Origin of the sequence: Ectobacillus funiculus, assembly GCF_004138295.1 — a bacterium.
Classification (GTDB): Bacteria; Bacillota; Bacilli; order Bacillales; family Bacillaceae_G; genus Ectobacillus; species Ectobacillus funiculus.
Map to the genome: position 1 here is coordinate 1 of NZ_SCFM01000012.1, position 23,583 is coordinate 23,583.

The 23,583-nt window shown below is 40.3% G+C and carries 21 protein-coding genes and 1 other annotated feature; of the genes, 5 read left to right on the forward strand and 16 right to left on the reverse strand.

Translation table 11 applies throughout. The features are described from left to right. The 7 genes from EP737_RS09090 to EP737_RS09120 form a co-directional block, all read right to left on the reverse strand. The coding region (locus EP737_RS09090; protein ID WP_129727661.1) for an MFS transporter at positions 1-540 on the reverse strand (540 nt) is incomplete at its 3' end. Positions 541-1,003: 463 nt separating this feature from the next. Next, positions 1,004-1,915, reverse strand: a complete 912-nt coding sequence (gene garR / locus EP737_RS09095; protein ID WP_129727662.1) for a 2-hydroxy-3-oxopropionate reductase — start codon at positions 1,913-1,915, stop codon at positions 1,004-1,006. 392 nt (positions 1,916-2,307) lie between these two features. Continuing rightward, on the reverse strand, positions 2,308-3,639 hold the full coding sequence (locus EP737_RS09100) for an MFS transporter (RefSeq protein ID WP_129727663.1): 1,332 nt from the start codon (positions 3,637-3,639) through the stop codon (positions 2,308-2,310). A 754-nt stretch (positions 3,640-4,393) separates the two neighbouring features. Further along, the gene (locus EP737_RS09105) at positions 4,394-5,119 is read right to left on the reverse strand and encodes a FadR/GntR family transcriptional regulator (RefSeq protein WP_425455875.1); all 726 of its coding nucleotides are present in this window, start codon (positions 5,117-5,119) and stop codon (positions 4,394-4,396) included. A gap of 185 nt (positions 5,120-5,304) precedes the next feature. Further along, positions 5,305-6,063, reverse strand: coding sequence for an SDR family NAD(P)-dependent oxidoreductase (locus EP737_RS09110; RefSeq protein WP_129727664.1), 759 nt, complete (start codon positions 6,061-6,063; stop codon positions 5,305-5,307). 25 nt (positions 6,064-6,088) lie between these two features. Further along, entirely contained in the window at positions 6,089-7,039 is a 951-nt protein-coding gene (locus EP737_RS09115) for a transketolase family protein (protein WP_129727665.1), read from the reverse strand. Further along, positions 7,039-7,881: a transketolase gene (locus tag EP737_RS09120; RefSeq protein ID WP_342772897.1), complete on the reverse strand. Its 843-nt coding sequence runs from the start codon at positions 7,879-7,881 to the stop codon at positions 7,039-7,041. Before EP737_RS09120 ends, EP737_RS09115 begins: the two co-directional genes overlap by 1 nt. Before the next feature lie 437 nt (positions 7,882-8,318). On the opposite strand from EP737_RS09120, the gene tpx reads away from it, so the two are divergent. Continuing rightward, positions 8,319-8,819, forward strand: a complete 501-nt coding sequence (gene tpx, locus EP737_RS09125) for a thiol peroxidase (protein WP_129727667.1) — start codon at positions 8,319-8,321, stop codon at positions 8,817-8,819. A gap of 136 nt (positions 8,820-8,955) precedes the next feature. On the opposite strand, the gene EP737_RS09130 is transcribed toward tpx, so the two are convergent. Continuing rightward, positions 8,956-9,249, reverse strand: coding sequence for a putative quinol monooxygenase (locus EP737_RS09130; RefSeq protein ID WP_129727668.1), 294 nt, complete (start codon positions 9,247-9,249; stop codon positions 8,956-8,958). A 500-nt stretch (positions 9,250-9,749) separates the two neighbouring features. On the opposite strand from EP737_RS09130, the gene EP737_RS09135 reads away from it, so the two are divergent. The 3 genes from EP737_RS09135 (at position 9,750) to EP737_RS09145 (ending at position 12,737) form a co-directional block, all read left to right on the forward strand. After that, positions 9,750-10,175, forward strand: a complete 426-nt coding sequence (locus EP737_RS09135; RefSeq protein ID WP_129727669.1) for a helical membrane plugin domain-containing protein — start codon at positions 9,750-9,752, stop codon at positions 10,173-10,175. 192 nt (positions 10,176-10,367) lie between these two features. Next, the gene (locus EP737_RS09140; RefSeq protein WP_129727670.1) at positions 10,368-11,546 is read left to right on the forward strand and encodes an NAD(P)/FAD-dependent oxidoreductase; all 1,179 of its coding nucleotides are present in this window, start codon (positions 10,368-10,370) and stop codon (positions 11,544-11,546) included. Positions 11,547-11,768: 222 nt separating this feature from the next. Then, positions 11,769-12,737 carry an aldo/keto reductase gene (locus EP737_RS09145; protein WP_129727671.1) on the forward strand — a complete coding sequence of 323 codons (969 nt, stop codon included), beginning with the start codon at positions 11,769-11,771 and terminating at the stop codon, positions 12,735-12,737. Between the two features lie 300 nt (positions 12,738-13,037). Here the strand turns inward: EP737_RS09145 and EP737_RS09150 are convergent, their stop codons facing one another. Continuing rightward, entirely contained in the window at positions 13,038-13,715 is a 678-nt protein-coding gene (locus EP737_RS09150) for a DUF421 domain-containing protein (RefSeq protein WP_129727672.1), read from the reverse strand. A gap of 388 nt (positions 13,716-14,103) precedes the next feature. On the opposite strand from EP737_RS09150, the gene EP737_RS09155 reads away from it, so the two are divergent. Further along, the gene (locus tag EP737_RS09155; RefSeq protein ID WP_129727673.1) at positions 14,104-14,751 is read left to right on the forward strand and encodes an RsfA family transcriptional regulator; all 648 of its coding nucleotides are present in this window, start codon (positions 14,104-14,106) and stop codon (positions 14,749-14,751) included. A 343-nt stretch (positions 14,752-15,094) separates the two neighbouring features. Here EP737_RS09155 and EP737_RS09160 read toward each other — a convergent pair whose 3' ends face one another. The 7 genes from EP737_RS09160 to EP737_RS09185 form a co-directional block, all read right to left on the reverse strand. Beyond that, positions 15,095-15,862: a tRNA threonylcarbamoyladenosine dehydratase gene (locus tag EP737_RS09160; RefSeq protein WP_129727674.1), complete on the reverse strand. Its 768-nt coding sequence runs from the start codon at positions 15,860-15,862 to the stop codon at positions 15,095-15,097. Between the two features lie 127 nt (positions 15,863-15,989). Beyond that, on the reverse strand, positions 15,990-17,756 hold the full coding sequence (gene aspS, locus EP737_RS09165) for an aspartate--tRNA ligase (RefSeq protein ID WP_129727675.1): 1,767 nt from the start codon (positions 17,754-17,756) through the stop codon (positions 15,990-15,992). A gap of 12 nt (positions 17,757-17,768) precedes the next feature. Then, positions 17,769-19,040: a histidine--tRNA ligase gene (hisS, locus tag EP737_RS09170; RefSeq protein ID WP_129727676.1), complete on the reverse strand. Its 1,272-nt coding sequence runs from the start codon at positions 19,038-19,040 to the stop codon at positions 17,769-17,771. 51 nt (positions 19,041-19,091) lie between these two features. Continuing rightward, positions 19,092-19,318: a binding site (T-box leader), on the reverse strand. 69 nt (positions 19,319-19,387) lie between these two features. Continuing rightward, positions 19,388-19,564, reverse strand: coding sequence for a hypothetical protein (locus tag EP737_RS25500; protein WP_165350734.1), 177 nt, complete (start codon positions 19,562-19,564; stop codon positions 19,388-19,390). Positions 19,565-19,949: 385 nt separating this feature from the next. Continuing rightward, positions 19,950-20,390, reverse strand: a complete 441-nt coding sequence (gene dtd / locus EP737_RS09175) for a D-aminoacyl-tRNA deacylase (RefSeq protein WP_129727677.1) — start codon at positions 20,388-20,390, stop codon at positions 19,950-19,952. 13 nt (positions 20,391-20,403) lie between these two features. Then, complete coding sequence (locus EP737_RS09180; RefSeq protein WP_129727678.1) at positions 20,404-22,599, reverse strand: RelA/SpoT family protein; 2,196 nt, start codon at positions 22,597-22,599, stop codon at positions 20,404-20,406. A 471-nt stretch (positions 22,600-23,070) separates the two neighbouring features. Beyond that, positions 23,071-23,583 carry an adenine phosphoribosyltransferase gene (locus tag EP737_RS09185; RefSeq protein ID WP_129727679.1) on the reverse strand — a complete coding sequence of 171 codons (513 nt, stop codon included), beginning with the start codon at positions 23,581-23,583 and terminating at the stop codon, positions 23,071-23,073.

The window sequence follows — 23,583 nt, forward strand, 5'->3', positions numbered from 1 at the left end:
AATAAACAGCCATTGCCAGCCAGCTATATCGAACCAATGGATACCGAGTAAAAAAGTAGAGAGGGGAGCACCTAACGCATTCGCACCTGGTATTGCCAGCATGAATCCTGCGATTGCTTTCGCATGATGTTTTGTTTGATAAAAACCACTTAAGTAAAATACCATACACGGATAGAAACTCGCTTCCGCAACCCCTAACAGAAATCGCGCTGTATAAAATTGCAGGGGGGTTTGTACGAAAGCCATGCCCACAGCAAGGAGAGCCCATGTAACCATGATTCTACTAATCCATTTTCTTGCGCCAACTTTTATCATCATAGCACTTCCAGGTACTTCTAACAGGAAATAACCTAAGAAGAAGATCCCTGCCCCAAGTCCAAAAACAGCATTAGAGAAACCTAGGTCTTCGTTCATTTGCAGAGCAGCAAATCCAATATTCACCCGATCTAGTATGGCAATTATAAAACATAAAAATAAAAACGGAATTAATCGTAACGTAACTTTTCTCGTTGTGGAACGTTCTAATGCAAGTTGATTCAAAATACTTCCCCCTTATGCGTTTCCATGGCTGTCCTTTTTCAAAGCTTCATTTTCTCGAGCTTAAAGGTAAACCCTTACGTGAAGCGCTTTCAAAAATACTTTCATTCTGTAATATGAAAAATTCATGTTAATTAAGCCCTCAATACATTTCCCTCTTATGTTATCCATTTTTAATAATTACAAGTGTTCTATCAATCCTCTTCCTGCCATTGTACACCTTACATCTTGTATACTAAGTATACTTTAAATGTGAGTATAACTTTACTAGTATTGTTTGTCAATAACTGTATCCCTAAAATCTCCGACTATGTTGAAGGACTTCTATCTGGAAATTTATCCTTTCCTACAGTGTGAAAAAGAAAAAAATTCCCCTTCATTTTAGATGGGGAATTTTTTTATATAAGAATATATGTATTCTTTCAAATTTCAGAATGTGTGGCAACAAAATACTATCTTGTTTTTATTAATTATTTACAGGGACTTGGGAAGGCTTAACTTCTATGTTAGCTATTTTTTCATAGTATTGGATAATGCCTCCATGGTCGTCCTGTAATTTGCCATCTGCCTTAAGTACATGAAATATTTCTAAAAGCTGACTTGTTAATGGAAGTGGAACATCAATTTCATGTGCTGTATTCATTACATTTGTAATATCCTTCATATTGATGGCTATCGTACCACCAGGGACAAAGTTTCTATTCATAATCTTAGGAAGCTTCTCTTCAAGTACAGCACTTCCAGCAAATCCTCCTCTTATCGCTTGAAACATTTTCTCAATATCAATTCCAGCTTTTGCAGCCAAAATAAGAGCTTCGGACATTGCAGCGATATTAAGATTCACAATAATCTGGTTTGCTAATTTAGCTGTAACTCCACAGCCAACGTCTCCAACTAATGTAACATGTTGCCCTAACACGTATAGAATAGGACTAACTTTTTCAAATACTTCTTTCTTACCGCCAACCATAATCGCTAATGAACTGTTAATTGCTCCAATTTCCCCACCACTAACAGGGGCATCTAAAAAATCAACATCTTTTTTGGCTGCCTCTTCTGCAAGTTGCTTTGAGACAGTAGCTGTGATAGAGCTCATATCGACAATGATTGATCCCTTTTTTGCACCTGCTAAAACTCCCTTTTCACCTAGAACAACTTGTTGTACATGTGTTGATGCAGGAAGCATTGTGATAATCAGCTCACAATTTTCAGCTACTTCCTTCGCCGTATGTTTTGCAGTTGCACCAGCTTCCCCTAAAATTCTCACTGCTTGTTGATCCAAATCATTTACCAAAAGCGTATATCCAGCCTTAATAAGATTTAAAGCCATCGGTCTTCCCATAATACCTAATCCTATAAATCCAATTTTTCTTGTCATTATTCTTTCCTCCCAGCACAATTCTCTGTCCTAGAAAATCGATAGTCACTGCTATTCAGCTAAATATATTATGTCAAACTGATCAATGAACGCTTTTAACATTTTTTACAAGCTTATCAACTTGTCTACTAATATATTTTAGTAGCTAGCTGGATCTCTATTATGAGCTGTGTTTCCATACGAAGTGATTCATATGCTGAACAAGGGATAAGGCTATCCAAAGCGAGATCGAATTAATACATACATGAATTGGAATAGTGTCATTGGAGTCTCTATATCGCTAAGAAATCATATTTGCACCAAAACCATTAAAGGTTTTAATGGTTGATAAGGAAATTCCAGCAGCTAGATAAACGTAGCCACTGGAATCTTATTTAAGATTACTTTTTGGATTAGCTAGATTTTTCTAGTTTTTTTTCGCTATCCTGACTTAGGGCCTTTCCTGATTGTTTGACTAAGACAAGAATAATGAAAGAACCTAAGATCATGCTGCTTCCCATGAAAATCATACTAGTCGTAAAGGATCCTGTTATATCCTTAATGTACCCTACAATGTATGGTCCAAAGAATCCCCCAAGATTTCCAATACTGTTAATGAGTGCAATCGCACCGCCAGCGGCAGCCCCTGTTAAGAAAGAAGGCGGAATTGCCCAAAATGGAGAGTATGCACCAAATGCTCCGCATAAAGCGATAGTCAGAAATACAAACGATAATACAATGCTTGTACTCGCCACATAGCTGCTAATCATCATGGCAATCGCACTTACTATTAAACATACCGCCACATGCCAGCGTCTTTCATTCTTCTTGTCAGAATGGTTCCCAACTAGGAACAACGCTGCCATCGCACACACATACATAAGTCCTAAAATCCAGCCCATATTTTGGGTACTAAGGCCTGTTGTCTCAGATAAGCCTTTCGAAATGGTTGGTAAAAACATGTTGATTCCGTAATAACCTACCATCCAACAGAAATATCCTGCAGATAGTATGAGAACATCACGATCCTTTAAAGCCTGCGCAAATGTATAGTGTTTTACTTGTTGTTTTTCAAGGGCTTCTTTTGTTGTAACATCAATTAACCATTGTTTCTCATCCTTGTTCAACCATTTTACAGCTTCAATCGTGTCATCAAGATAAAAATAACATACAACGCCCAAGATAAGGGATGGAATCGCTTCCAAAACAAACAACCATTGCCAACCTTCCATACCCAACCAGTGAACACTTAGCAAGAAAGTGGAGAGTGGAGCACCTAATGCATTCGCACCTGGTATCGCTAACATAAATCCTGCAATCGCTTTCGCATGATGTTTCGTTTGATAAAAACCGCTTAAATAAGCGACCATACATGGGTAAAAACTAGCTTCGGCAACCCCTAACAAAAATCGCGCTGTATAAAATTGCATAGGGGTTTTTACGAAGGCCATTGCAACAGCAATAAGAGCCCATGTAACCATGATTCTACTAATCCATTTTCTTGCACCAATTTTCGTCATCATAGCACTTCCAGGTACTTCTAACAGGAAGTAGCCAAGGAAGAAGATCCCTGCTCCAAACCCAAAAACGGCATTAGAGAAACCCAAATCTTCGTTCATTTGCAGAGCTGCAAAGCCAATATTTACCCTATCTAGTATAGCGATTACAAAACATAGAAATAAAAACGGAATTAATCGTAACGTAACTTTTCTCGTAGTGGAACGTTCTAACGCGAGTTGATTCAAAATAACTCCTCCTTATGCACTAGCATGCCTTTCTTTTTCCAAGCCTTTGTTTCATTAAGGTTGAAGGTAACTTCTTTCGTTAAACGCTTACATTAAACGCTTACAAAAAATTCTAAGTATTTCGGTTAAATAAAAGATGAGTTCTACCAATAAGATCCTTAATGACTTTCATTGTCATAGCCACCTCTTTTTGAACTCCTACAATCTTTCTATTTACCCTCCCTTTATTTTTGTATTCTTGTTAACTTGTATACTAAGTTACCTTACAATTTAAGTATATCTTTGCTAGTTTTGTTTGTCAACACGATTATAGAATTATTCTAAATCTTATCGAAAACTCTTGATTCTTAAACTGCTGTCACAGCTTAGTATCGGAAATTCACCGACTGGTAAGCCGTTAGACGAAGATAGAGGCGTGTTTGCACTTACACTGTATACTTGTACCTTCTTCTATTAAACTTATAACTAGAGACCGTTTAACAGCATTCTTTAAAGAGATTACAGAAAGATACCTCTATACTGTATTCCTAAAATTTCTCGCTACGTCGAATGGTCTTCCAGCTAGAAATTTATACTTTCTTACAGTGATAAAAAGTTTATAGCACCCTTAGAAAGCGGAATAGGGCCCCCTAATCCACTCACTCGTGAGAGACTAGCGGGCCACTCATTTAACATATGGAAAAACAATATAAAGAGGATTTAAAAGGCCGATATCATAAGAGACGTTATATTTGAGAAAAAAACACCTCATAATTTAATCTCTCCAATACCGATCATATAAGTTTTGCATATGGTTCGTCATGATTTCGACTGCTTCTTGTTCATCGTGATTTGCAATGGCTTGAATGAGTAATTGATGCTCCTTGAAGTTAACATCTCTATAATCTGGTCGAGTTACGGTGCGATCCCGAATAAATGTCCACATTTCCTGTTGTTTCATTGCATTACTAATAGCCGCCATGAGGTTAATAAATAGATCATTGCGGGAAGCCTTCGCAATGCCGCAGTGCAATTTTTCATCTGTTTCTGGCACATATACACCAGCCTTTGTTTCTTCCTCCATCTGTTTGATGGTTGCACGAAGATCCTCTATATCTTCATCTGTAGCTCTTTGGGCGGCAAATCTTACAATAACAGGCTCTATATTCATCCTTACCTCTACGATATCCTCTGGGGATATTGAATCAAAAAAGATGGCCGCTTGGGATGTATCGGATGCAATCTGATTGCTCCTCACAAAAACCCCTTCTCCTTGACGGGAATAAATCATGCCATTTAATTCTAATGCGCTAAGGGCTTGGCGAATAGGCGCACGGCTTACACCAAACTGCTCGCATAGCTCTCTTTCAGCTGGCAGCTTATCACCTACTTGAAATGAACCCGATTGAATTTGCGAAAGAATTTGATTATATATTTGTATATGCAACTTTTTACTAGATACTGGGCTAAAACTAATAATAGTAATCACTTCTCCCCATATTGTTTATAATGTTTCAAGTAATTAAAGATAAAAATTTACATAAAAAACAGTAAGTGTAAGGCTTTAAAAGAAGCATTGTTCAGTGGGAAGACGGCAACAAAAATCTCTATTTATCCATTATCCCTTTAATAATAATATACAGGCATACCGAATCGGGATGCCTGTATATTAAGATGCAATATAAATTAGTCCATGTGTGAACCACCGTTAATATCGATTTCTTCACCTGTAATATAAGATGCTTCTTCTGAAGCCAAGAATGCAATCGCCGAGGCAATTTCTTCTGTTTCTCCTGGTCTTCCCATAGGGATTCCTGCAATCACGTTCTTCGCCTGCTCTTCAGGAAGGGATTTCCAAATATCTGTATTCACAAGTCCTGGCGCTATACAGTTTACCGTGATTCCATCAAGTGCAACCTCACGAGCAAGGTTTTTAGAGAAGCCCAATACAGCAGCCTTTGAAGCAGAATAATGCGGTCCTCCAAATACGCCTCCTCCTCGTTTCGCTGAAACGGAAGAAAGACTAATGATTCTGCCATACTTTTGTTTTTTCATTGTTTCCAATACAGCTTGCGTGCATAGGAATAACCCAAACATATTTACATTAAATACTCTTGTAATGTCTTCAAGCGTCATATCTTCAACAGTTACTTTTTGTGAAATCCCTGCATTATTGACAAGGATATCAATTCTTCCATATTCCTGAAGAATTTTTTCAACCATAGCCTCATTTGATTCTTTGCTCGTTACGTTTAATTCTACGCCTAAAGCTTTTCCACCAGCTTCAGTAATCGCATTCACTGTATCCTGAATGCCATCCATATTCAAATCAGCTACAACAACTGCCGCTCCCTGTTTTGCAAGTGTTAACGCGATTGTGCGTCCAATCCCCCTTTTAGAACCACTGCCAGTAACAATTGCTACTTTATTATCTAATCTAAACATATTCTATTCTCTCCCTTTGCTCTTTTTATTTCAGCATTTCTTTCGCTGTTTTAACTATGTTTTCAATCGTAATTCCATTCATCTCTAACAATTTTTCATATGGCGCAGATTCTCCAAACTTATCTTGCACCCCGATTCTTCTTACAAGCCCTTTGCCTTCTTCTGCTACTACTTCACAAACTGCACTTCCCAAACCATTTAAAATATTGTGGTCTTCAACCGTAATGATTTTGCCAATGTTTAAACATTCAACCACAGCGTCTCGATCTAGCGGTTTAATCGTATGCATATCTAACAGCTTTACAGAAATTCCTTCTTGTTCTAATTGCTTAGCCGCTTCTAAAGCAAGATACACTGTATCACCATTTGCAATAATCGCGATATCTTTGCCGTCTTGAACTTGTTTTGCTTTTCCAATTGTAAATTCTTCATTTTCATCATAGATAAACGGAATTGTATCACGAGTAAAACGAAGGTATACTGGCCCATAGATTTCTGCTGCTTGTGCTACTAATTTTCTAGTAGAATGATAGTCAGCACCCATAATAACAGTCATATTTGGAATCGTTCTTAATACTCCCATATCCTCGATACTTTGATGGCTTCCCCCGTCATTCGCTGGTGTAAGCCCGCCATGAGAACAAGCAATCTTTACGTTTAGGTTCGGATAACAAATTTCTTGTCGGATCTGTTCCGCCATTCGCAATGAGCCAAATACTGCGTAAGTGCTTACAAAAGGGATCTTACCAGTTGTCGCAAGTCCTGCAGCTAAGCCAGCACCATTTTGCTCCGCTATCCCAACATTCACATGCTGATTCGGCAATTGTTGTGAAAATGCTGTAGTTTTACATGACTTACCGATATCAATATCCACTACATAAATATTTTTATTCTTTTTGCCCAATTCGACAATTTCATCACCAAAGGCTTCTCTCGTAGCTTTTTTCATTACAACTTTGTTTGCCGTTACGCTCATTATTTTAACCCCCCGGATACTTCTTCTAGTGCCTGAGCATACTCCTTATCATTTGGAGCAACACCGTGCCAGTTGACTACGTCTTCCATGAAAGATACTCCCTTGCCTTTTACCGTATTACATACGATACACTTCGGCTTTCCGTTCTTTGCTTCTCTCACATCGTCTAATGTTGCAACAATCTCTTCCATAGAGTGCCCATCAATTCTTTTCGTTTCAAAGCCAAATGCCGCAAATTTCTTTTCTAAATCTTGATTTGGCATAATTTCTTCTGTTGTACCATCAATCTGCAAGCCATTATCGTCAACAAAGACAACTAAATTGTCTAATTGATATTTCACTGCACTTTGCGCCGCTTCCCAAATTTGGCCTTCTTGACATTCGCCGTCTCCTACCATAGCGAACACTCGATATGCTTTTTCATCTCTTTTGCCTGCTAATGCCATTCCAACTGCGCAAGAAAGTCCCTGTCCTAAGGACCCTGTAGAAATATCAATACCAGGACACTTTTTCATATCAGGATGTCCTTGGAATGGAGATCCATACTGTCTTAACGTGTAAATCGTTTCATATGGTACATATCCTCGTAAAGCTAATGCTGCATATTGGATGGGACAAACATGTCCTTTTGATAAAACAAATCGGTCACGGTCTTCCCATTTAGGATTATTAGGATCAATATTCATTTCTCTAAAGTAAAGTGCTGCCATTACATCAGCTGCGGATAGAGAACCTCCCGGATGTCCAGATTGCGCCTTGTGAATCATTGTAAGCGCTGTCTTTCGGAGCTCAATTGCTTTTTGCTTTAACTCTTCAATATTAGTAGCTTTCATATCAGTCACCTCATTAAATTATGACTTGCCGTTTTATATTTTAGTTAAAGACTTCTTAGCATTGTTATGTTGTTTACTTGTCTACTAAGTTGCCTTATGAGTTTAGTATAGCACCGATCTAGCATTTGTCAACTTAGTTTTTATCGAAATCAATTTCTTAATTGTAAAAAACTCAATTCTTGCCCCTCAAGATGTTGCTCTCTCTTTTGGATGATCACGGAGAAGAGCTTATGCCATCCAAATGCGATATTACAGTGAAACCTTAGTTATTCTACATCATAGAAACAAAAACAATCCTGTTTTCGGACTGTTAGAAGAGATCGTACAAAGGAAAAAATATTGTTATCGGCTGTAGAAAGATAAAAATATTTTTGTTGCATTCTGTTTTTGTTCTCTCTATTATTGGCACTGTACGTAATTTCTTGTAAAAATAAGGAGGAGTTGTAATGGCAAACGTTACATTTTTAGGGGATTCTGTTACATTACTTGGTAACGAAGTAAAGGTAGGAGAGCAAGCACCGAATTTTACAGTGTTAGCGAATGATTTATCTCCTGTAACATTAGATACTTATAAAGGTGCAGTGAAATTAATTAGTGTAGTACCTTCTGTAGATACAGGCGTATGCGCTGCACAAACACGTAAATTCAATGAAGAAGCTGCAGGTCTTGAGAATGTGAAGGTATTGACGATTAGCGTGGATCTTCCATTTGCCCAAAATCGTTATTGTGCGACAGAAGGTCTTGAGAATGCGGTAACGCTTTCTGACCACCGTGATCTTTCCTTCGGCCAAGCATACGGCGTTGCGATTGAAGAATTGCGTTTATTAGCTCGTGCTGTATTTGTAATCAACAGTGAAAACCAAGTAACATATGCAGAATATGTAGATGAGGTAACAAATCATCCAAACTACGAAGCTGCACTGGAAGCTGCAAAAGCTGCGAAATAAGCAGCACATAAACAAAGAGACTTCTGATTTGAAGTCTCAAACTATCGACAATCCTCTATTCAAAATAAAAATTTAGATAGGGGGTTGTCTCATATATTTTAAATGCAGGATACATATAATTCTCTAACCTTATGATTTAATGCTTCTCTGACACCTCATATAATTCTACACGTGCTGGTTCCCGTAAAAGACCCTCGATACCTACAAAAAACTTCTTGAAATGAGACGTTTCTTCGTGCTGCTTAATAGCTGTTTGATCTTTCCATTTCTCTACAAACACAAAATTTCCATTTTGTTCAGGGTCTTCATAACAATAGTAGCTAATATTCCCCTCTTCGGCTTGAGATGGTGCTGTAACCTGTTTAGCTAATTCAAGAAACTCCTTGCGCTGTTCAGATTTCACATTAATAAATGCATGAATGATAATCATTAAATCTTCCTCCTCAGATCATTTTATAAAAGTAGGTTATGGATAAATTTACTATATTAATTTAGTCACATTACTTACATATGGTCAAATTTTATGGCTAACTGACTAACAAACAAATAAATAAACAGCAGGAAGCACTTTACTTAGAATTTATAAGGTCAGATATTTGAAATTTTTCTAATCTAACTCTTAAGAAAAATAATAAGGAACTGTATTGAAAATTCAAGGATATCGATAAATTTAAGAGTAGATTTATTTTAAAGATGAATGATATACTAAATTTACAAGTTATCTTAGTATACAAGTAGTTAATACAACAACATTAAGAGCCTTTTAACTAAAATCTAAAAATGACTTGTTTTAAGTTTGATTTTGTACACTTGTAAATTTTCTAACAGACCAAAGTTTGTCTCAAACTCTTGAGTTCTTTGGAGTTTTATAAGGAGTAGGTTTTATCTCACCCATGAATGTAAGCGATTTTTTCAAAAGGAGAATTGGATATGTTAGGAACAATGACTCAAACAAAAGCAGAACAAGCATCACCCAACTTATTTGCTGACCTGGAACAACTTGATGTGCTAGATCAATTACTAAAACCAGAGGTTCAGCAATCACTCACTATCTTAGTAGAGCAATTGCCAAAATTGACTGAACTTGTAGGGATATTGACTAAGTCTTATGAGTTTGCCCAATCAGTTGCCACTGATGAAGTATTAAAGAGTGATACTGTTGGGGCGATTCAGGAAATCATGAATCCTTTAACACATTCTGTAAAAAGCATTGCAGCTACTGCTCTTGAAGCAAAAGATCGTGCTGAGGAAAGCAATGAAGTAATCGGTTTGTTTGGCATTCTAAAGATGTTAAAAGATCCGCAAGTACAAAAGCTTTTCCGTTTCGTAAACGCCTATCTTCAAGTTAGTAAGTAAAGAAAGCTCGCCGACTGGCGAGCCCTGCCTTTGGGCGAAGACAGAGGCGTAGTTGCACTTATACTTTGTTCCTAAAATTTCTAATTACGTCGAATTGCCCTTCAGCTAGAAATTTATACTTTCTTAAAGTGGAACAAAATAGTAACCAATAGTTTTTTTGCACTTCAATTCAGTAAGGACGGGGAATAAATTATGTCAAAACATATTGTTATCTTGGGCGCCGGTTATGGCGGACTCCTAGCCGCTTTAAATATTCGCGAATACGTAAGCAAGGCTGACGCACACGTTACTGTAGTAAACCAGTATCCAACACATCAAATTATCACGGAGCTGCACAGATTGGCAGCAGGAAGCATTGCTGAACCAGCCGTGTCTATCTCACTAGAGAAGCTTTTCAAAGGAAAGGATATTAATCTTAAAATTGCAAAGGTTGATTCTTTTTCAGTAGACAAAAAAGAAGTCAAGCTTTCAGACGGTTCCACTTTAACATACGATGCTCTTGTTGTTGGTTTGGGAAGCAAAACTGCTTATTTTGGTATTCCAGGGCTGGAAGAGCATAGCCTAGTATTGAAATCTGTAGAGGATGCTAACAAAATCTATCAACACATTGAAGATCGCATTCGTGAATACGCAAATACCAAAAATGAAGCCGATGCTACCATTTTAATCGGCGGCGGCGGATTAACCGGTGTTGAACTTGTCGGGGAAATTGCTGATAAGCTTCCTAAGCTTACAAAAGGCTATGGAGTAGACCCAAAGGAAATCAAACTATTGCTTGTCGAAGCAGGTCCAAAAATTCTTCCTGTTCTACCGGACACACTCATTGAACGTGCACAGACTAGCTTAGAAGCACGCGGTGTTCAATTCCTATTAGGTCTTCCTGTAACCAATGTTGCAGGTAATGTCGTTGATTTAAAAGATGGTCAGAAGATTATCACGAATACTTTCGTTTGGACAGGCGGCGTACAAGGCAACCCTCTTGTAGGTGAATCTGGCCTTGAGGTCAATCGCGGACGGGCAACTGTTAACAATTACCTGCAATCTATCTCCCATCCGAATGTGTTTATTGCAGGTGACTCTGCTGTTCTTTTCGCTCCGGACGGCCGCCCATACCCGCCTACGGCCCAAATTGCTTGGCAAATGGGAGAGCTAATTGGATATAATGTATTCGCATACTTAGAAAACAAAACATTTAAAGAGTTTAGTCCAGTCAACTCAGGAACACTTGCAAGCTTAGGCCGCAAGGATGCTGTTGCAACAATTGGAGCAAACTCCACTCAGCTTAAAGGTCTGCCAGCAACTCTAATGAAGGAAGCTAGTAACGTTCGTTACTTATCACATATTAAAGCATTGTTCAGCCTAGTTCATTAAACGTCTATTTGAATAATAGGTAGTACAACTGTTACCTTTCCCCAAAAATTATCTCCTTGGTTACTAGCCAAGGAGATAATTTTTGAGAGTAAAATCAAAATTCGTACTGTTATACATCATTCTGTATATCTTCTTTTTTACATTACATCATTTATATTCATGCTTACCGGGATAAAATGTTTAAAGCTTGTAGTGAAGAATATCAAGTCTGAGGTGATACATATGCGTTATAAAAAACTAGGAGAAACCGGCTTAGAGGTCTCTTCTCTATGTTTAGGGACAATGGCGTTTGGAAGATGGATCAACGAAGAAGCATCTATTTCTATTCTAGATACTGCACTTGATTATGGAATCAATTTTATTGATACAGCAAACTTTTATGGGAAGGGCCAGGATCAGGAATTTAAATATGGGACAGGAGAATCCGAAGAGATTCTTGGACGAGCACTTAAAGGAAAGAGGGATAAAGTTGTATTAGCCACTAAGGTTGGACTGCCAGTAGGACCGAAAAGAAATGAACAAGGGCTTTCGCGGATTCATATCATGCAGGAAATTGAGAATCAATTGTGCCGATTACAAACAGATTATATCGATCTCTATCAAGTACACACCTTTGATCCCCATACTCCATTAGAAGAAACATTGCGTACACTGGATGACCTTGTACGTCAAGGGAAAGTGCGTTATATCGGGTGTTCCAACTACGCAGCTTGGCAAATTGCAAAATCTCACGCAATTAGCAAGAAGATGAATCTTGAAAAATTTATTTCTGTTCAACCTCAATATAACTTACTCTCTAGAGAGATTGAACAAGAATTATTACCATTCTGTGAGTCTGAAGGTGTGGGTGTTATAGTATATAGTCCGCTGGCAAGAGGAATGCTGTCAGGAAAATATAAGAGTCCGAAAGATGTCCCTCTTGAGAGTCGCGCTGCACGCGGAGAAAAGTTGCTTGAAAATTATTTTACAGATCAGAATTTTCATTTGGTAGACCATTATCGCATATTAGCTGAACAGAATAAAGTAAGTTTATCTCAATTCTCCCTTTCATGGGTACTAAATCAACCAAGAGTAACTTCTGCTATTATTGGCGCTAGTAAGGTCCATCATGTGACAGATGCGGTAGCAATTAGTGACTGGGAGTGGCCGAAGGAGCTACTATATGACGTGAAGACTGTTACCGCAGAATAAAGAACGTATTTCATCACAAAAATGCTATTTGGTTTAACTTAAAAAACACCTTGAAAATCTCAAGGTGTTTTTTATTCATGTTCAGTAACATAATCACTCACTGATAAGAAAACAAGAATGACAAAGCCCTCTTGTTCCTCCTATTCGCGGGATGTATTATTGCATCCGCCGTATTTGAAGCGAGAATGTAATCAATACATTGTTTAACAGAGCGGACATCAAATCCACTGTGCTTTACATGCCTATACTTTGAAAGGGAGAATAGAGATATCTCATAAACAAAACCATAGTTGCAATACATTAATATTTTTGAACATACAATGTAGATTTCTTTTTCTTCCATTCTGCCAATAACACTTCTGAATACTTCCGAATCCCTTGTTTATCAAGCTCTTGTTGCAGCCATGTTTCATTCATGCCGCTGCGCTGTAGGTTCTCCCTGATTAATCGCCCATCACTAATGAGAGTAACAGGAAGGTTGGGCGGCTGATTGGGCATGTTATGATCAGATTTTGTTGGAGCAGCATAATCCGATTTCTTCAAAATGCTTAGTGAGCCATCTGTCTCTAAAATGGCATACTCCACCTCGCTAACAGAAAAAGAATCTTTTGCACGCAGCATGTGCTGGAGCTGACTTAAATCTAAACGATTCTTTTTTAACTCATTGTAGCAAATCTTACCTTCATGAATGACAATAGAAGGTCTTCCCTCTAGCAATGTTCGCAATCGGAAGCTCTTTTGTGTGATAAATTGAACGATGTATACTAAAAATCCCCAAAAAAAGACGGTGAATATAATTTCTTTTATTTTAATATGTTCATTATAGAGAGCATTTCCGACAAGGTCGCCTAGTACAAGAGCAGAAATAAAATCAAATAACGTGATTTGTGTAATGGTCATCTTTCCTAATAACTTCGTCACAATAAATAAGCTAATATAACCAACTGTCAATTCTATAGCCGTGTGTACAAATGGCATATGTTTTCCTCCTCTAGCATGTAACTATTATTAGAATTTTACACACGTGCCAATTTTATCAAAAAATAGAAGTTGAAAATCTATCCATGTTCTAATGTACTTCCTAATATCAAAAACAAAGTAAATGTGATTCCAAACTGATGCATAGAAGTCTCGAAAGAAAGCTCATCGATTGGTGAGCCCTGCCTTTGGGCGAAGACAGAGGCGTAGTTAGTTGCACTGTATTCCTAACATTTCCGGCTACGTCGGCTTCTCTTCTAGCTGGAAATTTATACGTTTTTACAGTGTAAAATAGTTATAAATAACTTAAATTCTTCTAAACTGTGTATAAACTATAAGAGTACGGGAAACATAAGCAAAAAAACACCCGTTATGTGGAGGTTTTGCTATGAAAACGCGTCAAGATGCATGGACAACAGAAGATGATTTACTGCTTGCCGAAACCGTGCTTCGGCATATTCGGGAAGGCAGCACACAGCTCAAAGCATTTGATGAAGTAGGAGATAAGTTAGACCGTACCTCAGCCGCCTGCGGCTTTCGCTGGAACGCAGAGGTCCGGCAAAACTATGAGGAAGCGGTGCAAATCGCAAAACGGCAGCGCAAGGAAATGAAACGGGCACTGGCGAATCAATCGCAAAGCGCAGTTGCAGCGAAGCCGGCACGTTCACCCCAGTTAGTCATTGACGCAGAGTTTTCGGAGGAGTTACTGCCGATAAAGCAAACGTCTCTATCGATGGACGATGTGATTGCATATTTACGAAGCTATCAGCAGCAGACTGCTGATACCGCAAATCTAGAAGCTGAAAATCAACTATTACGAAGACAAAATGAAGAGCTAAAGCAGCAAAATGAAGCATTAGAGAAACGATTACAAAAGCTAACGCAACAACAGGATGCGGTGCAGGAAGATTATCAAACACTCGTCCGCATTATGGATCGGGCCCGTAAACTTGTTCTATTTGATGAGCCTGAAGATCGGATGGCACCTATTTTTAAGATGGATAAAAACGGAAATCTTGATATTGTATCAAAATAAGAAAGCGGACAAGGCCCGCCTTTTATGGCAGCGTAGGAGTAGGCCAGAATCTGCCATTTTGGGCCTTGGGAGCTAGACATCGCCCTGAACAGTTATACTTTCTTATCTTGTAAAGAAAACTCGCCGATTGGCTAGCCCTACTTATACTGTATTCTTAAAATTTCCGACTACGCCGAATTCACTTCTAGCTAGAAATTTATACTTTCCTACATTGTAAAGAAAGAGGGCTAACCGAGAAGCCACATGAGCGCCTTTCGATTAGCCCTTTCTTCTCTTGCTTTATCACTTTCCAACAGAAGTCCCCTTGTGGGAAAGGATCGTTAGCGATGAGGTGGTGAGCAGTTCACTCCTGCCCTACCCGATCTAGCTTTACACCCTTCAGCCTCTCGCGCACGACATAGCTTGCTGTAATGAGACCAGCGACAGACGGTACAAACGCATTTGAGGAAGGCGGCATTTTCGCCTTGCGAATTTTCGTTGTATCATCCGGCACAATTTCCTGACGAACCTCCTCCCGAATAACAATCGGGCTTTCATCCGAGAACACAACCTTCACACCCTTTTTAATACCTTCTTTTCGAAGTCTCGTGCGCACAACCTTCGCAATTGGATCGGTATGTGTTTTGGAAATATCGGCAATTTGGAAGCGCGTTGGATCCATTTTGTTTGCTGCTCCCATACTTGAGATAATTGGAATTTTTCGGCGCAAGCATTGTTTGATAAGATGAATCTTATAAGAAATCGTGTCAGATGCATCGATAACAAAATCAAGACCATATGAGAAAAACTGCTCGTACGTTTCATCAGTATAAAACATACGCAGTGCATGAACCTCACATTCTGGGTTGATGTCAGCAATACGCGCTTTCATTAAATCAGCTTTTGGCTGTCCCACTGTTGATAAGAGCGCATGTATTTGACGATTCACATTCGTGATATCTACTACGTCTTTATCAACTAAAATCAAACGTCCCACACCAGAACGTGCTAACGCTTCTGCGGCAAAGGAGCCGACACCACCAATACCAAGGACTGCAACGGTTGTATTTCGTAATATCTCTAAGCCTTCTTTTCCAAAGGCAAGCTCATTGCGTGAAAATTGATGCAGCATATTACACACTCCTAATGAAAAAGTCATTTCTTATGTATTCAATTGCTATATAGAAAAATGCTATATATTTCCCAAAAAAATCCTATGTGAGTCTAGTATACCCACATAGGATTCTTCTCATAGCTTATTACTTCAGCTTCAGCTGTAAATGAAGCTCATTTAACTGTGCTGTTGCAACTTCGCCTGGTGCATCTGTTAACAAGCAGCTTGCGCTTGCTGTTTTCGGGAATGCAATCGTATCACGAAGATTTGTGCGGCCTGCAAGCAGCATAACTAAGCGGTCTAGTCCTAACGCAATTCCGCCGTGCGGAGGCGTGCCGTAGTCAAATGCTTCAAGCAAGAAGCCGAATTGCTCCTGTGCTTCTTCCTGTGTAAACCCTAGCATTTGGAACATTTTTTCTTGCACATCACGCTCGTAAATACGCAGTGAACCACCGCCAAGTTCATAACCATTAAGCACAAGGTCATATGCCTGCGCACGTACCTTACCTGGGTTGCTGTCAAGAAGCGGAAGGTCTTCACGTACTGGCATTGTAAAAGGATGATGCGCCGCAAAGTAACGTCCTGCCTCCTCATCAAATTCAAGAAGCGGCCAATCTGTCACCCAAAGGAAGTTAAATTTGCTTTCGTCGATTAAACCAAGCTCTTTTCCTAGCTTCACGCGAAGTGCTCCTAAGCTGTCAGCTACGATGTTCTTCTTGTCGCCTACGAAGAAGAATACGTCGCCTACTTCTCCTTCTAGCAATTGAACCATTGTTGCACTTTCTTCTTCGTTAAAGAATTTTGCAATTGGTCCTACCAAGCCGCTCTCTTCCACCTTCAGCCATGCAAGACCCTTTGCACCGTAAATTTTTACAAAGTCCGTTAACGCATCAATATCTTTACGGGAATATTTATCTGCTGCTCCTTTTGCGTTTAACGCTTTTACTTGTCCTCCGCTTTGTACTGCACTCGAGAACACTTTAAATCCGCAGTTAGCTGCAAATTCTGATAGGTCTGTCAGCTCTAAAGCAAAGCGCGTATCCGGTTTGTCTGAACCAAAACGATTCATCGCCTCGTCATAGGTCATGCGCGGGAATGGCGTTTGAATATCAAGTCCCTTCGCCTCTTGCATCACAAGCGTCATCATCTGCTCCATCATGCCAAGAAGCTCATCCTGTGTTAAGAAAGACATTTCAATATCGACTTGCGTAAACTCAGGCTGGCGATCCGCACGCAAATCTTCGTCACGGAAACAGCGCGCTACTTGATAATAGCGCTCGAAGCCGCCTACCATCAGAAGCTGCTTAAAGATTTGCGGTGATTGCGGCAATGCGTAAAACTCACCTGGATGTACACGGCTCGGCACTAAATAGTCGCGAGCTCCCTCTGGTGTGCTTTTCGTTAAAATTGGCGTTTCTACATCAAGGAAGCCCTCTTTGTCTAAGAAATTACGCATCGTCGTTGTAACTCGATGGCGCATTTTAAGCGTCTCGAACATAACAGGGCGACGCAGGTCAAGATAACGATATTTTAAACGTACATCCTCCGCCACATCTACTTGATCAGAAATCGCAAACGGTGGTGTTTTTGCGCTATTTAATACATTTAGCTCTGTAACCTTTACTTCAATTTTACCTGTCGCTATGTTAGGATTGATTGTTTCTGGGTCACGTTCTACCACAAGACCTTTTACATCCAAAACATATTCGTTACGCACCGCATCTGCTAATTGCAGTGCTTCCTTTGAGCTTTCTGGCGTAAAGACAATTTGCACAATCCCCGTACGGTCACGAAGATCGATAAAGATCAAATCACCGAAGTCTCTGCGTTTTTGTACCCAACCTTTTAGCTGTACTTGCTTACCAACATCTTGTAATGTTACTTCTCCGCAATGATGCGTTCTTTCAGACATTTCTTTCTCCTCCTATAACACCTTTTCTGCTACGTATGAAACAAATGTATCGAGAGCGGCTTCCTCTTGTTCGCCGGTGCTCATATCTTTAATATTAATTACGCTGCGCTCAAGTTCATTTTCACCAAGCACAGCCACATATTTCGCTTGCACACGGTCAGCTGCCTTAAACTGCGCTTTTACTTTACGGTCAAGATAATCCTTCTCGGCCGTTACCCCTGCCTTCCGCAGCTCAAACACAAGCTTTGCTGCATAATCCTTCGCTTGCTCTCCAAGCGCGACTACATAGCAATCAATGCTTTGTGAAACCGGGAGCGTAATGCTCTCAGCCTCAAGCGCCATCAATAAGCGCTCAATACTTAACGCAAAACCAATCCCTGGTGTTTCCGGACCGCCAACCTCCTGAACAAGGCCATTGTAGCGCCCGCCGCCGCTTAATGTTGTGATAGCGCCAAAGCCCTCTGCCTCGCTCATAATCTCGAATACTGTATGCTGATAGTAATCTAAACCCCGCACAAGATTCGGATCCTTTTCAAACGGAATATTCATCATTGTCAGAAGCTGCTGCACCTTCTCATAGTATTGCTGTGAACCTTCGTTTAAGTATTCCGTGATGGACGGTGCTGTACTCATCAATTCATGGCCGCGATCCTTTTTGCAATCTAAAATGCGAAGCGGATTCTTTTCTAGGCGGGCTTGACAATCTGAGCAAAATTCATGAATGCGCGGCGCAAAATGGTTTACCAATGCCTCACGATGAGCTTTTCTGCTCTCCTGATCGCCTAAGGAATTGAGCACAAGCTTGACATGTTTTAAGCCTAAGCTCTTATAAAATTCCATTGCAAGCGCAATAACCTCGGCATCAATCGCCGGATCATTGCTGCCGAGCGCTTCAATCCCGAACTGTACAAACTGACGGTATCTGCCTGATTGCGGTCTTTCGTAACGAAACATCGGTCCGATATAAAACAGCTTTGTCGGCTGCGCTGCATCGCCATACATTTTATGTTCCACATACGAGCGAACAACTGCTGCCGTACCCTCAGGGCGCAGCGTTAGACTTCTCTCGCCGCGATCTGTGAATGTGTACATTTCCTTTTGAACGATATCTGTCGTATCTCCCACGCTGCGTAAAAATAATTCCGTATGCTCAAAAATCGGAGTCCGAATTTCTTTATAGTTATAACGGCGGCAAATCTCCCGCGCTTGCGTTTCGATATATTGCCACAGCTCGACCGTACCTGGAAGAATGTCTTGCGTTCCTCTTGGAATTTGAATCGACATGCTGATAGTCCTCCTATTTTCAAAATAAAAAAGACCCCCCTCCCTACATAACGTAGGGACGAGAGTCTTATACCCGTGGTGCCACCCTAATTGAAGCTTTTACGCTTCCACTTTTTGTTAACGCCTCAAACGTTCAGCTCCTACTGAGCCCTTGGCTGTTCAGAGTGAAACCTACGGAGTGTTCCTTCAATAAGTCATCATGAGAAATGCTCCCAGCCAAGGCATTTCCTCTCTGTTCATGTGTACTCTTACCTACTTTTCTCCATCATCGGTTTTTTCCATATGTAGTTATGAAAAATCAATTTGCTTATAAATATACGTGTTCTTCTGTGCTATTGTCAAGACCTTTAGCGACGATTAAAATGCTTCTTCAGTTTTTTTACATCCTGTAAGGAGACGCCAAATTCTGAAGCAAGCTCCATAGAAACTGTATTCTGTTCCTTAGAGGAAAAATCCTGGAAATTCATATGCAGCATTTGATTGGCACTATTTGCTGCATTCCTCCCGCTTTCATTCATACGCATATAGTTTTTCTCCTTTTTCGTGGGTTTTCTTACTTCAGTTTACCCACAAAAAAGGGACATTTATCCCTTAAATTAAAGAAAACTCGCCGATTGGCGAGCCGTGCCCTTCGGCGAAGACAGAGGCGTAGTTGCACTTATACTGTACTCCTAAAATTTCCCACTACATCGAATTCACCCCTAGCTGGAAATTTATACTGTCTTACAGTGTAAAGAAAACTCGCCGATTGGCGAGCCACGCCCTTCGGCGAAGACAGAGGCGTAGCCCTACTTACACTGTATTTCTAAAATTTCCAACTGCGTCAAATTCACCCCTAGCTGGAAATTTATACTTTCTTACAGTGTAAAGAAAAATACGACCTGTCTTAGCTCACAAGGGACATTTCTTTTATTTACTTTCCATAATCAGTGTAACTGGTCCATCATTGAGCAAACGCACGTCCATCATGGCACCAAATATACCTGTCTCGACATGCAGGCCTTGCTTACGAAGCTCCTCATTAAAGGCTTCGTACATAATCTGCGCATGCTCCGGCCTTGCTGCTTCTATGAAATTCGGGCGACGCCCCTTTCTGCAGTCCCCATATAACGTAAATTGTGAAACTGATAAAATGTAGCCGCCAATATCCCGAACCGAGACGTTCATCTTTCCGCTCTCATCCTCAAAAATACGCAAATTTGCAATCTTGTCAGCAAGATAAGCACAATCTGTCTCTGTATCCTCATGCGTAATGCCAACAAGCAGAGTCAAGCCGAAAGGAATTTGTCCAACAACTTGACCATCTACTGTTACGGAAGCTTCTTTTGATCTTTGTACTACTACTCTCATATTACATACTCCTTTAATGCATCAATCTTCGCACTGCGTACACATCGCGCACCTGCTTAATCCGTTCCACAATCTTTTGCAGATGATTTACGTTATGAATAGCGATGGACATATGAATAATGGCCATTTTATTACGGTCGCTCCGTCCTGAGACAGCAGAAATATTTGTTTTCATCTCATTTACCGCTTGCAGCACTTCATTTAAAAGCCCTCTTCTATCAAAGCCTGAAATTTCAAGATCAACATTATATTCAAGCTCTCTCTGCGGGCTGATTTCCCATTCTACCTCAAGCAATCGATCCTTTGCCTCATCCGTCTGCGTATTTACACAGTCGGCTCGATGAACTGATACACCACGGCCCTTTGTAATATAACCGATAATATCGTCTCCTGGCACTGGGTTACAGCATTTCGATACACGGATAAGAAGATTGTCTACCCCGCTTACCTTAATACCCGTATCACGACGCTTAATCTTCATCGGCTGCGTTTTCGCATCAGCCACCGCATCATCGAGAAGCTGTGCTTCTTCCTTCTTCTTACGGAATTTATCGGTTAAGCGCGTAACAATTTGTGCTGCGGTAATGCCGTTATATCCCACGGCCGCATACATTTCTTCTTCATTGGGGAAATTGAATTTCTCGGCAACTCGCTTGAGATTTTCAGAGCTAAGTACTTCCTTCATATCGTAATCTAAGCCTCTAAGCTCCTTTTCAATTAACTCTTTCCCTTTTTCAACATTTTCATCCCGGCGCTGCTTTTTGAAAAATTGACGAATTTTATTTTTCGCATGTGACGTTTGCGCAAGCTTCACCCAGTCCTGACTTGGACCATACGAATGCTTGGACGTCATAATTTCGATAATATCACCCGTCTTCAGCTTATAATCAAGCGGAACCATCTTTCCGTTTACCTTCGCGCCAATTGTTTTATTACCGATTTCCGAGTGAATGCGATACGCAAAGTCGATTGGCACCGATCCAAGCGGCAGTTCCAGCACATCCCCTTTTGGTGTAAAGACGAACACCATATCCGAGAAAAGGTCGAGCTTTAACGACTCCATAAACTCCTCAGCATTGGATGCATCCTTTTGCCATTCTAAGATTTGCGGGAACCAAGACAGCTTTTTCTCCAGTGTCTCGTGGTCAGCCTGAAGGGTTTTTCCTTCCTTGTATGCCCAATGGGCGGCAATCCCAAATTCCGCAATTTCGTGCATTTCCTTTGTTCGGATTTGCACCTCCAGCGGATCCCCCTTCGGTCCGATGACCGTCGTATGAAGTGATTGGTAGAAATTTGCCTTAGGCATCGCAATATAATCCTTAAACCTTCCTGGCATTGGCTTCCAGCAAGTATGAATAATTCCTAGCACCGCATAGCAATCTTTAATGCTATTTACAATAACACGAACCGCCAGCAAGTCATAAATCTCATTAAATTGCTTGTTCTGCATGACCATCTTGCGATAAATGCTATAAATATGCTTTGGACGTCCAGAGAGTTCTGCACTGATTGTCACATCGCTGAGCTTTTCACGGATTTCGTCCATAACCTCTCCTAAATACTCTTCCCGTTCGGCGCGCTTACGCTTCATTAAATTCACGATACGGTAGTATTGTTGTGGGTTTAAATAGCGAAGAGATGTGTCCTCAAGCTCCCATTTGATTGTGCTAATCCCAAGGCGGTGTGCGAGCGGCGCAAAAATCTCTAATGTTTCATTAGCAATACGCTGCTGCTTTTCCTGCGGCAAATGCTTCAGCGTCCGCATATTATGCAAGCGGTCAGCCAGCTTAATCAAAATTACGCGCATATCTTGCGCCATAGCAACAAACATTTTCCGATGATTTTCCGCCTGTTGCTCCTCTTGTGATTTATATTTAATTTTACCGAGCTTTGTAACGCCGTCTACAAGCATCGCAATCTCTTTTGTAAACGCACGTTCCATATCCTCTAATGTTACACTTGTATCCTCTACAACATCGTGCAAAAAGCCTGCAGATACAGTTGCCGGGTCCATTCTTAAATCCACGAGAATGCCAGCCACCTGAATAGGATGGATAATGTACGGCTCCCCTGATTTACGATATTGCTCACGATGGGCTTCCCGAGCAAACTCATATGCGCGCTCCACGATTCCCAAATCTTGGCCGCTTAAATATTGAGCAGCCTTGTGCAGTACTTGTTCAGCCGTTAGCACTTGTTCATTTGCCATGGAATCACCTTTATAGTATAAATTATTTATTTTTAAAGAAAACTCGCCGATTGGCGAGCCCCGCCTTTTGGGCGAAGACAGAGGCGTAGTTGCACTTATACTGTATTCCTAAAATTTCCGACTACGTCGAATTCACCTCGAGCTGGAAATTTATGCTTTTTTACAGTGTAAAGAAAACTCGCCGATTGGCGAGCTCCGCTCTTGGGCGAATTTCCCAGTTTCAATCTATTAAAAAGAATTATTCTATATTGTAACATTATAACTCACTTGTTGAAACAGGTGAAAAACAAGAGGATAGTAAATCCTTCCTGACTTCCTATATAGAAAAAGGAGGTGACCCAAAAAAGGGGGAACTATCCCTCTTTTGGGCCACCTCGCGAAAGGAACCATCATACTGCATGGTATAAAACAAAAGCTTTTGCAACGTTTCCTTCTGCAAATTTATAAAAACGGGCACAAGCCGCTATACAATTAATATTGCATCAATGTTAATACATCGTAGCCATCTAATTTATCACGGCCATCTAAATACGTAAGCTCTACAAGGAATGCAATCCCTGCTACTACGCCGCCCAGCTCTTCAACAAGCTTAATTGTTGCTTCAATTGTTCCACCTGTCGCAAGCAAATCATCCGTGATCAGAATACGTTGTCCTGGCTGAATAGCATCTTTGTGAATCGTTAATACATCTTTGCCATATTCTTTTCCGTATTCTACTTTTACCACTTCACGTGGAAGCTTCCCTTCCTTACGAACTGGCGCGAAACCAATTCCAAGCGCATAAGCAACAGGGCAACCGATGATGAAACCACGCGCCTCCGGTCCAACAATCAAGTCGATTTCCTTTTCCTTCGCAAACTCAACAATCGCATCTGTTGCCGCCTTGTACGCTTCACCATCATTCATTAAAGGAGAAATGTCCTTAAACACAATTCCTTCCTTCGGATAATCAGGGACGATTGCAATATACTTCTTAAAATCCAT